Source organism: Pseudomonas sp. SK3(2021), from assembly GCF_016772375.1.
Taxonomy (GTDB): Bacteria; Pseudomonadota; Gammaproteobacteria; order Pseudomonadales; family Pseudomonadaceae; genus Aquipseudomonas; species Aquipseudomonas chlororaphis_I.
The window spans coordinates 2,056,680-2,070,085 of sequence record NZ_CP061943.1; the positions used below are offsets into that span (position 1 = coordinate 2,056,680).

Here is a 13,406-nt window from a genome sequence, read left to right on the forward strand (position 1 = left end):
TCTATATATAAGCTGAGTTGCAAACCAATGCCCCTGTCGAAAGACAGGGGCATTTTTATGGGTACAGGTATGCCTGCGCCTTCTGTAGCCGCTGGCGCAGCCTACGATCGAGTGCGCAGCGCTCGCAAGCTTCTCGCCGTAAGAGTGGCGCGAACTTGGCGTTCTACACCCGCTGTGCGGCCGAATACAGGCTGTTACAGGGACGTGGCGGGGGAGGGGCACAAACAAATACGGCCTCTATTAAGAGGCCGTATCCGCTGCAGTCAAGACGTTAGCGCAAGGCAACAGGTCTTACTTGCGATCTTCCAGCTTGGTGATGTCGCGCGACTTGTAGCCGGTGTACAGCTGGCGAGGGCGGCCGATCTTGTAAGGGCTGGAGAGCATTTCTTTCCAGTGCGAGATCCAGCCGACGGTACGCGCCAGGGCGAAGATCACGGTGAACATGCTGGTTGGAATGCCGATGGCCTTGAGGATGATCCCCGAGTAGAAGTCGACGTTCGGGTACAGCGAGCGCTCGATGAAGTACGGGTCGGTCAGGGCGATCTCTTCCAGGCGCATGGCCAGTTCGAGTTGTTTGTCGTGCTTGATGCCCAGCTCTTTCAGCACTTCGTCGCAGGTCTGCTTCATGACGGTGGCGCGTGGGTCGCGGTTCTTGTAGACGCGGTGACCGAAGCCCATCAGCTTGAACGGATCGTTCTTGTCCTTGGCCTTGGCGATGAACTTGTCGATGTTCGAGACATCGCCAATTTCGTCGAGCATGGTCAGTACCGCTTCGTTGGCGCCGCCATGGGCCGGGCCCCATAGCGCGGCGATACCGGCAGCGATACAGGCGAACGGGTTGGCGCCCGAGGAGCCCGCCAGGCGTACGGTGGAGGTCGATGCATTCTGCTCGTGGTCGGCATGGAGGATGAAGATCCGGTCCATTGCCTTGGCCAGCACCGGGCTGATCGGTTTGATCTCGCACGGGGTGTTGAACATCATGTGCAGGAAGTTTTCCGCGTACGACAGGTCGTTGCGCGGGTACATCATGGGTTGACCCATGGAGTACTTGTAAACCATCGCGGCCAGGGTCGGCATCTTGGCAACCAGGCGGATCGCGGAGATTTCGCGATGCTGCGGGTTATTGATGTCCAGGGAGTCGTGGTAGAAGGCAGAGAGGGCGCCGACTACGCCGCACATGACCGCCATCGGGTGGGCGTCGCGACGGAAGCCGTTGAAGAAGGTCTTCAACTGCTCGTGAACCATGGTGTGGTTCTTCACGTTGCCAACGAACTGGGCCTTCTGTTCTGCGGTCGGCAATTCGCCGTTGAGCAGCAGGTAGCAGGTTTCCAGGTAGTCCGACTTTTCAGCCAACTGTTCGATCGGGTAGCCGCGGTGCAACAGAATGCCGTTGTCGCCGTCGATATAGGTGATTTTCGACTCGCAGGAGGCGGTCGACATGAAACCCGGGTCAAAGGTGAAGCGGCCCGTGGCCGTCAAGCTCCGAACATCGATTACATCGGGACCAACGGTGCCGGTTAAAATGGGCAGCTCGACGGGGGCTGCGCCCTCGATGATCAACTGCGCTTTTTTGTCAGCCATGTGGCCTCCTATTTATGCTTGAAATCATCAGACAGACCCCCCACGCAGGGCCCGCACCACTATAGTGAGATAAATCCGAATGTCAATTTGCCTAAAGTCTTGCCCCAGAAGGCTTTAACCGGACTTTTTCCTCGAAATTCCCCGCCATTTACGCCTTTTATCCACCTAACGCAATGAGCTATTAGGGGAAGGTGATTGCGTTGTCATTAGTAGCCTAACTGTCTATACTCGGCCACCGACCGCCATGGGCTTTCGGGCCCGGTTTGATGGGGGTCGCACTCCCTGGGTGGTGCTACCTGACCAGTGCACTCCCCAACAACTTTGCCCTGATTGTTAGGGGCTCTTCAGTGTGAAAAAAAGCCGTGAATAGCCAACGACCTGTAAACCTAGACCTAAGGACCATCAAACTCCCCATCACCGGCGTTACGTCGTTCCTGCACCGTGTTTCCGGCATCATCCTCTTCCTGGGCTTGGGCATCATGCTTTATGCATTGAGCAAATCCCTGGGCTCCGAGGAAGGGTACGCCGAGGTGAAGGCATGCTTGACCAGCCCGCTGGCCAAGTTCGTAGCATGGGGCCTCCTGTCCTCTCTTCTGTATCACCTGGTAGCCGGTGTGCGCCACTTGATCATGGACATGGGCATCGGTGAGACGCTGGAAGGCGGCCGCCTGGGCTCGAAAATCGTCATCGCCATTTCCGTGGTGCTGATCGTTCTGGCAGGAGTTTGGATATGGTAACCAGCGTTACGAATCTGTCGCGTTCGGGCCTCTATGACTGGATGGCACAACGTGTGTCTGCGGTCGTTCTCGCGGCTTATTTCATCTTCCTGATCGGATACCTCGTTGCGAACCCGGGCCTTGGCTACGAGCAATGGCACGCACTGTTCTCCAACAACTGGATGCGTATTTTCAGCCTGCTGGCCATGGTCGCTCTGGGCGCTCACGCCTGGGTCGGCATGTGGACCATCTCGACCGACTACCTGACGCCGATGGCGCTGGGCAAATCGGCGACTGCAGTACGTTTCCTTTTCCAGGCAGTATGCGGCGTTGCAATGTTCGCCTACTTCGTCTGGGGTGTGCAGATTCTCTGGGGTATCTGATTCATGGCTAACATTCCAACGATTTCTTTCGACGCCATCATCATTGGCGGCGGCGGCGCCGGCATGCGTGCTGCATTGCAGCTGGCCCAGGGCGGCCACAAGACTGCAGTGATCACCAAGGTGTTCCCGACCCGCTCGCACACTGTGTCGGCCCAGGGCGGCATCACCTGCGCCATCGCGTCGGCCGACCCGAACGATGACTGGCGCTGGCACATGTACGATACCGTCAAGGGTTCCGACTACATCGGTGACCAGGACGCTATCGAATACATGTGTCAGGAAGGTCCGGCCGCGGTTTTCGAGCTGGACCACATGGGCCTGCCGTTCTCCCGCACCGAAACCGGCCGTATCTACCAGCGTCCTTTCGGCGGTCAGTCCAAGGATTACGGTAAAGGCGGCCAGGCTGCCCGTACCTGCGCAGCTTCCGACCGTACCGGTCACGCGCTGCTGCACACCCTTTATCAGGGCAACCTGAAAGCCGGCACCACCTTCCTGAACGAGTACTACGCCGTCGACCTGGTAAAGAACCAGGATGGCGCGTTCGTCGGTGTGATCGCGATCTGCATCGAAACCGGCGAAACCACCTACATCCGCGCGAAAGCCACCGTATTGGCGACCGGCGGTGCAGGTCGTATCTATGCATCCACCACCAACGCCCTGATCAACACCGGTGACGGTGTCGGCATGGCGCTGCGTGCCGGCGTGCCGGTACAAGACATCGAAATGTGGCAGTTCCACCCGACCGGCATCGCCGGCGCCGGTGTACTGGTTACCGAAGGTTGCCGTGGTGAAGGCGGTTACCTGATCAACAAGCACGGCGAGCGTTTCATGGAGCGTTATGCTCCGAACGCCAAGGACCTTGCCGGTCGTGACGTTGTTGCCCGTTCGATGGTTAAAGAGATCATCGCCGGCAACGGTTGCGGTCCGAATGGCGACCACGTGATGCTCAAGCTCGACCACCTGGGCGAGGAAGTGCTGCACAGCCGTCTGCCAGGCATCTGCGAACTGTCCAAGACGTTCGCTCACGTTGACCCGGTTGTTGCTCCGGTTCCGGTTGTTCCGACTTGCCACTATATGATGGGCGGCGTTGCCACCAACATTCATGGCCAGGCGATCACCCAGAACGCCGAAGGCAACGACGAAATCATCCCTGGCCTGTTCGCAGTGGGTGAAGTGGCTTGCGTATCGGTTCACGGCGCCAACCGTCTGGGCGGCAACTCGCTGCTCGACCTGGTGGTGTTCGGCCGTGCTGCCGGCCTGCACCTGGAAAAGGCGCTGAGCGACGGTATCGAATACGACGATGCTACCGATGCCGACATCAATGCGGCCCTGGCGCGCTTGTCCGCGCTCAACGAGCGTACCGATGGCGAAGACGTGGCGACCCTGCGTCGCGAGCTGCAAAGCTGCATGCAGAACTACTTCGGCGTATTCCGTACCGGCGAATACATGCAGAAGGGCATTGCCCAGCTGGCCGAGCTGCGTACCCGCATCGCCAACGTCAAGATCAACGACAAGTCGCAGGCGTTCAACACCGCACGTATCGAAGCGCTGGAACTGCAGAACCTGCTGGAAGTGGCCGAAGCCACCGCCATCGCTGCCGAAGTGCGCAAAGAGTCCCGCGGCGCCCACGCCCGTGAAGACTTCGAAGACCGCGACGACGAAAACTGGCTGTGCCACACCCTGTACTTCCCGGGTGAGAAGCGCGTTGCCAAGCGTGCCGTTAACTTCTCGCCGAAGACTGTTCCGACTTTTGAACCAAAAGTCCGGACTTACTAAAGGGTGATCGATATGTTGCAAGTCGAAGTTTATCGTTACAACCCTGACACCGACTCCGCGCCGAAAACCCAGGTTTTCCAGGTCGACACCGGTGGCAAGGATCTGATGGTGCTGGACGTACTGGCGCTGATCAAAGAGCAGGACGAAGGTTTCTCCTATCGTCGCTCCTGCCGTGAAGGTGTTTGCGGTTCCGACGGCATGAACATCAACGGCAAGAACGGCCTGGCGTGCATCACGCCGCTGTCTGCCGTGGTGAAGAAGAACAAGCTGGTTGTTCGTCCGCTGCCAGGTTTGCCGGTTATCCGTGACCTGGTCGTCGATATGAGCATCTTCTACAAGCAATACGAAAAGGTGAAGCCATTCCTGCAGAACGACACGCCGGCCCCGGCCATCGAGCGTCTGCAGTCCCCTGAAGAGCGCGAAAAGCTCGATGGTCTGTACGAGTGCATCCTGTGCGCTTGCTGCTCGACTTCCTGCCCGTCCTTCTGGTGGAACCCGGACAAGTTCCTGGGTCCAGCTGCCCTGCTGCAAGCCTATCGCTTCCTGGCAGACAGCCGCGACACCAAGACGTCCGAGCGTCTGGCTTCGCTGGATGATCCGTTCAGCGTATTCCGCTGCCGCGGCATCATGAACTGCGTCAACGTTTGTCCGAAAGGCCTGAACCCGACTAAGGCCATCGGTCACATACGTAACATGCTGCTGCAAAGCGGCGTGTGATTCAGCTGTTGTACCCGTAGGACCGCTATACCCGTAGAGGCTACGGCGCAGGCTTCAACCGGCGCCGTAGTTTTAAGCTGAGCAGCAGCTCACAAAGTTGCCGCTCGTATTTTGAAGAAATGAGACAAGCAGGGGCATCCGGGCTGGTACCCGGACTATCAGCGTGATCCTAAGTGGCTTGTTTTGGTCGCTGCACTCGGACTTTTGCAAGTTTGCTCGGTGTCTTCGCCGGTGGTGTTCCCCTAACCGAGGGTGACCAAGCATGCAAGAAAGCGTGATGCAGCGCATGTGGAACAGCGCCTACCTATCCGGTAGTAACGCTGCCTATGTGGAAGAGCTCTACGAGCTCTACCTGCACGACCCTAACGCTGTGCCAGAAGAGTGGCGCACTTACTTCCAGAAGTTGCCTACCGACGGCAGCACTGCCATCGATGTTTCGCACTCGACAATCCGCGATCATTTCGTGTTGCTGGCAAAGAACCAGCGCCGCGCCCAGCCGGTATCCGCCGGTAGCGTGAGCAGCGAGCACGAGAAGAAGCAAGTTGAAGTGCTGCGATTGATCCAGGCCTACCGTATGCGTGGCCACCAGGCAGCCCAGCTGGACCCGCTGGGGCTGTGGCAGCGTCCTGCACCTGCAGACCTGTCAATCAATCATTACGGCTTGACCAATGCCGATCTTGATACGACCTTCCGTGCCGGCGACCTGTTCATCGGCAAAGAGGAAGCGAGCCTACGCGAAATTCACGAAGCGTTGCAGCAGACATATTGCCGCACCATCGGCGCTGAATTTACGCATATCACCGATTCCGAGCAGCGCCAGTGGTTCCAGCAGCGTCTGGAAAGCGTACGCGGCCGTCCGACCTACTCCACGGATATCAAGGGTCACCTGCTCGAGCGCGTCACCGCAGCTGAAGGCCTCGAAAAATACCTGGGCACCAAGTACCCGGGCACCAAGCGTTTCGGCCTGGAAGGCGGCGAAAGCCTGATCCCGATGCTCGACGAGCTGATCCAGCGTTCCGGTTCCTACGGCACCAAGGAAGTCGTGATCGGCATGGCCCACCGTGGTCGCCTCAACGTCCTGGTCAACACCTTCGGCAAGAACCCGCGCGAGCTGTTCGACGAGTTCGAAGGCAAGAAGAAGGTCGAGCTGGGCTCCGGTGACGTCAAGTACCACCAGGGCTTCTCGTCCAACGTGATGACCACAGGCGGTGAAGTTCACCTGGCCATGGCTTTCAACCCGTCCCACCTGGAGATCGTTTCGCCAGTGGTCGAGGGTTCGGTGCGCGCCCGCCAGGATCGCCGCAACGACCAGACCGGTGACAAGGTTCTGCCAATCTCCATCCACGGTGACGCTGCGTTCGCCGGTCAGGGCGTGGTGATGGAAACCTTCCAGATGTCGCAGACCCGCGGTTTCAAGACCGGCGGCACCGTGCACATCGTGATCAACAACCAGGTCGGTTTCACCATCAGCAACCCGCTGGACTCGCGTTCCACCGAGTACGCCACCGACGTCGCGAAAATGATCCAGGCGCCGATCCTCCATGTGAATGGTGATGATCCGGAAGCCGTACTGTTCGTGACCCAGCTGGCCATCGACTACCGCATGCAGTACAAGCGCGATGTGGTGATCGACCTGGTCTGCTACCGTCGTCGCGGCCACAACGAAGCGGACGAGCCAAGCGGTACCCAGCCTCTGATGTACCAGCAGATCGCCAAGCAACGCACCACCCGTGAGCTGTATGCCGATCGTCTGGTCCAGGCCAGCGTGCTCGACGCCGAGCGTGTTCAGGCGAAAGTCGATGAATACCGCAATGCGCTGGACAACGGCCTGCACGTCGTGAAGAGCCTGGTCAAAGAGCCGAACAAAGAGCTGTTCGTGGATTGGCGTCCATACCTGGGCCACGCCTGGACCGCGCGTCACGACACCACCTTCGATCTGAAGACCCTGCAGGAACTGTCCGCCAAGCTGCTGGAACTGCCAGAAGGCTTCGTGGTCCAGCGCCAGGTCGCGAAGATCTACGAAGACCGTCAGAAGATGCAAGCCGGCGGCCTGCCGATCAACTGGGGTTATGCCGAAACCATGGCATACGCGACCCTGGCGTTCGAAGGTCACCCGATCCGCATGACCGGCCAGGACATCGGCCGCGGTACGTTCTCGCACCGTCATGCGGTCCTGCACAACCAGAAAGACGCCAGTACCTACATTCCGCTGCAGCACCTGTACGACGGCCAGCCACGTTTCGATCTGTACGATTCGTTCCTGTCCGAAGAAGCCGTACTGGCGTTCGAATACGGTTACTCGACCACCACGCCAAACGCGCTGGTGATCTGGGAAGCCCAGTTCGGCGACTTCGCCAACGGTGCCCAGGTGGTGATCGACCAGTTCATCACCAGTGGCGAGCACAAGTGGGGCCGTCTCTGCGGCCTGACGATGCTGCTGCCGCACGGTTATGAAGGTCAGGGTCCGGAGCACTCTTCGGCTCGTCTGGAGCGTTACCTGCAGCTGTGCGCCGAGCACAACATCCAGGTCTGCATGCCGACCACCCCGGCCCAGATCTACCACCTGCTGCGTCGTCAGGTGATTCGCCCGCTGCGCAAGCCGCTGGTGGTCCTGACTCCGAAGTCGCTGCTGCGTCACAAACTGGCCATCTCGACCCTGGAAGATCTGGCGGAAGGTTCGTTCCAGACCGTTATTCCGGAAATCGATGCCCAGGATCCAAAAGGCGTGACTCGCCTGATTCTGTGCAGCGGCAAGGTCTACTACGACCTGCTGGAAAAACGCCGTGCCGAAGGCCGTGCCGACATCGCCATCGTGCGTATCGAGCAGTTGTACCCATTCCCTGAGGACGACTTGAACGAAGTCCTGGCTCCGTACACCAACCTCAAGCATGTCGTTTGGTGTCAGGAAGAGCCGATGAACCAGGGTGCCTGGTACTGCAGCCAACACCACATGCGCCGCATCGTTGGCAATCACGACAAGTCGCTCGTACTTGAGTACGCGGGCCGTGAAGCCTCTGCTGCACCTGCATGCGGCTACGCATCGATGCACGCCGAGCAGCAGGAAAAACTGCTGCAAGATGCTTTCACTGTTTAACGCCTTCGCGCACCTGAAACCGAATTTAAGGAACCACAGATAATGGCTATCGAGATCAAAGCCCCCACTTTCCCGGAATCGGTTGCCGATGGCACCGTTGCCACCTGGCACAAAAAACCGGGCGACGCCGTCAAGCGCGACGAACTGATTGTCGACATCGAAACCGACAAGGTCGTGCTGGAAGTTCTGGCCACTGCTGACGGCGTGCTGGGCGCTATCGTCAAGAACGAAGGCGACACCGTTCTGTCCGACGAAGTACTGGGCTCCATCGCTGAAGGCGCCGCTGCCGCTGCTGCTCCTGCCGCCGCTGCCGCACCGGCTGCCGCCCAGGCCGCAGCTCCTGCCGCCGAAGGCGAAGACGATCCAATCGCTGCTCCTGCCGCGCGCAAGCTGGCTGAAGAGAACGGCATCAACATCGCTTCCGTTGCCGGTACCGGCAAAGGCGGTCGCGTGACCAAGGAAGACGTGGTTGCAGCCGTTGCTGCCAAGAAAGCCGCTCCGGCTGCCGCGCCTGCCAAGGCCGCTGCGCCAGCCGCTGCTGCTCCGGTATTCGCTGCCGGCGATCGCGTCGAGAAGCGCGTTCCGATGACCCGCCTGCGCGCCAAGGTTGCCGAGCGTCTGGTCGAAGCCCAGTCGAACATGGCGATGCTGACCACTTTCAACGAAGTCGACATGACCGAAGTCATGGCCCTGCGTTCGAAGTACAAGGATCTGTTCGAGAAGTCCCACAACGGCGTACGCCTGGGCTTCATGTCGTTCTTCGTCAAGGCTGCTACCGAAGCGCTGAAGCGTTTCCCTGCGGTCAACGCCTCGATCGACGGCTCCGACATCGTTTACCACGGCTACGCCGACATCGGTGTTGCCGTGTCCAGCGACCGCGGCCTGGTGGTTCCGGTTCTGCGTAACGCCGAACTGATGAGCCTGGCTGAAATCGAAGGCGGCATCGCCACCTTCGGCAAGAAAGCCCGTGATGGCAAACTGTCGATGGAAGAGATGACCGGCGGTACTTTCACCATCACCAACGGTGGTACTTTCGGTTCGATGATGTCGACTCCGATCGTCAACCCGCCACAAGCGGCGATCCTGGGCATGCACAACATTCTGCAGCGTCCTATGGCGATCAACGGTCAGGTGGTTATCCGTCCGATGATGTACCTGGCTCTGTCCTACGATCACCGTTTGATCGACGGCAAAGAAGCAGTGACCTTCCTGGTTACCATCAAGAACCTGCTGGAAGACCCGGCTCGTCTGCTGCTGGATATCTGATTTCGTAGCATGGGCCGATCAGCGATGATCGGCCTTTCGCCGAAACGAACAGCTTCGTCCCACGACGGCCTCCACAAGAGGCCGTCCGGTTTGATTCGAGAAGGAATGACACATGACTCAGAAATTCGACGTGGTAGTGATTGGCGCAGGTCCTGGCGGCTATGTAGCTGCCATTAAAGCTGCGCAACTCGGCCTCACGACTGCCTGCATCGAGAAATATACCGACAAGGAGGGCAAGCTGGCCCTCGGCGGTACTTGCCTGAACGTCGGCTGCATCCCTTCCAAGGCGCTGCTGGACAGCTCCTGGAAATTCCACGAAGCCCAAGACGGTTTCGCGATCCACGGTATCAGCCACGCTGGCGTGTCCATGGACGTGCCTGCGATGGTCGGCCGCAAAGCCAACATCGTGAAAAACCTGACCAGCGGTGTTGCCACCCTGTTCAAGGCCAACGGCGTGACCTCCATCCAGGGCCACGGCAAACTGCTGGCCGGCAAGAAAGTCGAAGTCACCAAGCCAGACGGCTCGGTGGAAGTGATCGAAGCCGAGAACGTCATCCTGGCGCCAGGCTCCCGTCCAATCGACATTCCACCGGCTCCGGTCGATCAGAAAGTGATCGTCGACTCCACCGGCGCCCTGGAATTCCAATCCGTACCAAAACGCCTGGGCGTGATCGGCGCTGGCGTGATCGGTCTGGAGCTGGGTTCGGTATGGTCCCGCCTGGGCGCTGAAGTGACCGTCCTGGAAGCCTTGGACACCTTCCTGATGGCTGCCGACACCGCGGTCTCCAAGGAAGCGCTGAAAACCCTGACCAAGCAGGGTCTGGACATCAAGCTGGGCGCTCGCGTCACCGGCTCCAAGGTCAACGGCGAAGAAGTGGTCGTGACCTACACCGATGCCAACGGCGAGCAGAACATCACTTTCGACAAGCTGATCGTAGCCGTTGGTCGCCGTCCGGTGACCACTGATCTGCTGGCTGCCGATTGCGGCGTGACCCTCGACGAGCGCGGTTTCGTGCACGTTGACGATCACTGCGCCACCACCGTGCCGGGCGTTTACGCGATCGGCGACGTGGTTCGCGGCATGATGCTGGCTCACAAGGCCTCGGAAGAGGGCATCATGGTCGTCGAGCGCATCAAGGGCCACAAGGCTCAGATGAACTATGACCTGATCCCTTCGGTTATTTATACTCACCCGGAAATCGCGTGGGTCGGCAAGACCGAGCAGGCCTTGAAAGCTGAAGGCGTTGAAGTTAACGTCGGCACCTTCCCGTTCGCAGCCAGCGGCCGAGCCATGGCAGCCAATGACACCGGCGGCTTCGTAAAAGTCATCGCTGATGCCAAGACTGATCGTGTACTGGGCGTCCACGTGATCGGCCCAAGCGCGGCGGAACTGGTTCAGCAAGGTGCGATCGGCATGGAATTCGGCACCAGCGCCGAAGACCTGGGCATGATGGTTTTCTCCCATCCGACCCTGTCCGAAGCGCTGCACGAAGCAGCACTGGCAGTGAATGGCGGCGCCATCCACATCGCCAACCGCAAAAAGCGTTAAGACAATAAGAAACCACGGCGGATTGCCCGTCGTGAGCCTTGCGAGCAAGACTCACCGCGGAACGTCCGCTGGACTCGACCTCACGGGAATCTTCATGCGTTGTGCCGCAGCCGCAGGCTGCGGAGGCGGGGCAGGGGAGTCCGGTGAGGAGCGGTCACAGGTGGCGCGGCACTCATCAAGAGCGCAGCGCCGAATGCGCAGTACCTAACGAAGACGGTAAAAAGCATGAATCTTCACGAGTATCAGGGTAAGCAGCTGTTCGCTGAATACGGCCTGCCAGTATCCAAAGGCTACGCGGTAGACACCCCGGAAGAAGCAGCAGAAGCTTGCGACAAGATCGGCGGCTCCGAGTGGGTTGTCAAAGCCCAGGTTCACGCCGGTGGTCGCGGTAAAGCGGGCGGCGTAAAGCTGGTTCGCAGCAAAGAAGACGCTAAAGCATTCGCTCAACAGTGGTTGGGCAAGCGTCTGGTGACTTACCAGACTGACGCCAATGGCCAGCCAGTCACCAAGATCCTGGTTGAATCGTGCACTGATATCGCTAAAGAGCTGTACCTGGGCGCTGTCGTCGACCGTTCGAGCCGTCGCATCGTGTTCATGGCTTCCACCGAAGGTGGCGTGGACATCGAGAAAATCGCTCACGACACTCCAGAAAAAATTCTCAAAGCCACTATCGATCCACTGGTTGGCGCTCAGCCATTCCAGGGTCGCGAGCTGGCTTTCCAGCTGGGCCTGGAAGGCAAGCAAGTCACTCAGTTCGCCAAGATCTTCGTAGGCCTGGCCAAACTGTTCCAGGACCACGACCTGGCACTGCTGGAAGTGAACCCGCTGGTGATCAAGGCTGATGGCGACCTGCACTGCCTGGACGCGAAGATCAACATCGACGCCAACGCCATGTACCGTCAGCCTAAGCTGAAGACTTTCCACGATCCGTCGCAGGACGATCCGCGCGAAGCGCACGCGGCCAAGTTCGAACTGAACTACGTGGCCCTGGAAGGGAACATCGGCTGCATGGTCAACGGTGCCGGCCTGGCCATGGGTACCATGGACATCGTCAACCTGCACGGCGGCAAGCCAGCCAACTTCCTCGACGTAGGTGGTGGTGCTACCAAAGAGCGCGTGACCGAAGCCTTCAAGATCATCCTGTCCGACACCAACGTCGCTGCAGTACTGGTCAACATCTTCGGCGGCATCGTTCGTTGCGACATGATTGCCGAAGGCATCATCGGTGCAGTGAAAGAAGTCGGCGTGAAAATCCCGGTTGTTGTTCGCCTTGAAGGCAACAACGCTGAACTGGGCGCTAAAGTACTGGCAGAAAGCGGCTTGAACATCATCGCTGCTACCAGCCTGACCGACGCTGCTCAACAAGTTGTCAAAGCTGCGGAGGGCAAATAATGAGCGTCCTGATCAATAAAGACACCAAAGTTATCTGCCAGGGTATTACCGGTTCGCAAGGTAGTTTCCACACCCAGCAAGCCATCGAATACGGCACCAAGATGGTTGGCGGCGTAACTCCGGGCAAAGGCGGCACCGAGCACCTGGGCCTGCCTGTCTTCAACACCGTGAAAGACGCTGTAGCCGCCACTGGCGCCACCGCCAGCGTGATCTACGTTCCAGCTCCTTTCTGCAAGGACTCCATCCTGGAAGCGGCTTTCGGCGGCATCAAGCTGATCGTCTGCATCACCGAAGGCATTCCTACCCTGGATATGCTGGATGCCAAGGTCAAGTGCGACGAGCTGGGTGTTACCCTGATCGGCCCTAACTGCCCAGGCGTGATCACTCCAGGCGAATGCAAGATCGGCATCATGCCAGGTCACATTCACTTGCCAGGCAAGGTCGGTATCGTTTCCCGCTCCGGCACCCTGACTTACGAAGCCGTGAAGCAGACCACTGACGCCGGTTTCGGTCAGTCCACTTGCGTCGGCATCGGTGGTGACCCGATCCCAGGCTCCAACTTCATCGACATCCTGAAGCTGTTCCAGGAAGACCCGAAGACCGAAGCGATCGTGATGATCGGTGAGATCGGCGGTTCGGCTGAAGAAGAAGCAGCTGCCTACATCAAGGCTAACGTGACCAAGCCGGTTGTTTCCTACATCGCTGGTGTGACGGCTCCTCCGGGCAAGCGCATGGGCCATGCTGGCGCAATCATCTCTGGCGGCAAAGGCACTGCAGACGAGAAATTCGCTGCTCTGCAAGACGCAGGCGTGAAAACCGTGCGTTCGCTGGCAGACATCGGCAAGGCCCTGGCCGAGCTGACTGGCTGGACTGTCAAGTAAGCCTCGTGCTTAGCTGACGCTCCACCAACAAAGGCCACCTTCGGGTGGCCT

The 13,406-nt window shown here is 59.1% G+C and carries 10 protein-coding genes; 9 read left to right on the top strand and 1 reads right to left on the bottom strand.

The window, feature by feature from the left end; translation table 11 throughout:
• Window positions 1-291 precede the first annotated feature (291 nt).
• Window positions 292-1,581, bottom strand: a complete 1,290-nt coding sequence (gltA, locus tag IF690_RS09340; RefSeq protein ID WP_023968359.1) for a citrate synthase — start codon at window positions 1,579-1,581, stop codon at window positions 292-294.
• A 362-nt stretch (window positions 1,582-1,943) separates the two neighbouring features.
• Here gltA and sdhC point away from each other — a divergent pair, with 362 nt between their 5' ends.
• The 9 genes from sdhC to sucD all read left to right on the top strand — a co-directional run bounded on the left by sdhC (window position 1,944) and on the right by sucD (window position 13,355).
• Window positions 1,944-2,318 carry a succinate dehydrogenase, cytochrome b556 subunit gene (gene sdhC, locus IF690_RS09345; protein ID WP_023968360.1) on the top strand — a complete coding sequence of 125 codons (375 nt, stop codon included), beginning with the start codon at window positions 1,944-1,946 and terminating at the stop codon, window positions 2,316-2,318.
• A complete protein-coding gene (gene sdhD / locus IF690_RS09350; RefSeq protein WP_023968361.1) occupies window positions 2,312-2,680 on the top strand; it encodes a succinate dehydrogenase, hydrophobic membrane anchor protein in 369 nt (122 codons plus the stop codon). Before sdhC ends, sdhD begins: the two co-directional genes overlap by 7 nt.
• A 3-nt stretch (window positions 2,681-2,683) precedes the next feature.
• Complete coding sequence (sdhA, locus tag IF690_RS09355; RefSeq protein ID WP_023968362.1) at window positions 2,684-4,456, top strand: succinate dehydrogenase flavoprotein subunit; 1,773 nt, start codon at window positions 2,684-2,686, stop codon at window positions 4,454-4,456.
• Window positions 4,457-4,468: 12 nt separating this feature from the next.
• Window positions 4,469-5,173, top strand: a complete 705-nt coding sequence (locus IF690_RS09360; RefSeq protein WP_011060051.1) for a succinate dehydrogenase iron-sulfur subunit — start codon at window positions 4,469-4,471, stop codon at window positions 5,171-5,173.
• Between the two features lie 262 nt (window positions 5,174-5,435).
• Entirely contained in the window at window positions 5,436-8,267 is a 2,832-nt protein-coding gene (locus IF690_RS09365; protein WP_202699854.1) for a 2-oxoglutarate dehydrogenase E1 component, read from the top strand.
• A 42-nt stretch (window positions 8,268-8,309) separates the two neighbouring features.
• Window positions 8,310-9,533 carry a 2-oxoglutarate dehydrogenase complex dihydrolipoyllysine-residue succinyltransferase gene (gene odhB, locus IF690_RS09370; RefSeq protein ID WP_038581006.1) on the top strand — a complete coding sequence of 408 codons (1,224 nt, stop codon included), beginning with the start codon at window positions 8,310-8,312 and terminating at the stop codon, window positions 9,531-9,533.
• Between the two features lie 112 nt (window positions 9,534-9,645).
• The gene (gene lpdA / locus IF690_RS09375) at window positions 9,646-11,082 is read left to right on the top strand and encodes a dihydrolipoyl dehydrogenase (RefSeq protein ID WP_007931507.1); all 1,437 of its coding nucleotides are present in this window, start codon (window positions 9,646-9,648) and stop codon (window positions 11,080-11,082) included.
• Window positions 11,083-11,307: 225 nt separating this feature from the next.
• Window positions 11,308-12,474 (top strand): ADP-forming succinate--CoA ligase subunit beta, encoded by a 1,167-nt coding sequence (sucC, locus tag IF690_RS09380; RefSeq protein WP_007931510.1) that lies wholly within the window; start codon window positions 11,308-11,310, stop codon window positions 12,472-12,474.
• Window positions 12,474-13,355: a succinate--CoA ligase subunit alpha gene (gene sucD, locus IF690_RS09385; RefSeq protein ID WP_023968365.1), complete on the top strand. Its 882-nt coding sequence runs from the start codon at window positions 12,474-12,476 to the stop codon at window positions 13,353-13,355. Before sucC ends, sucD begins: the two co-directional genes overlap by 1 nt.
• Window positions 13,356-13,406 lie beyond the last annotated feature (51 nt).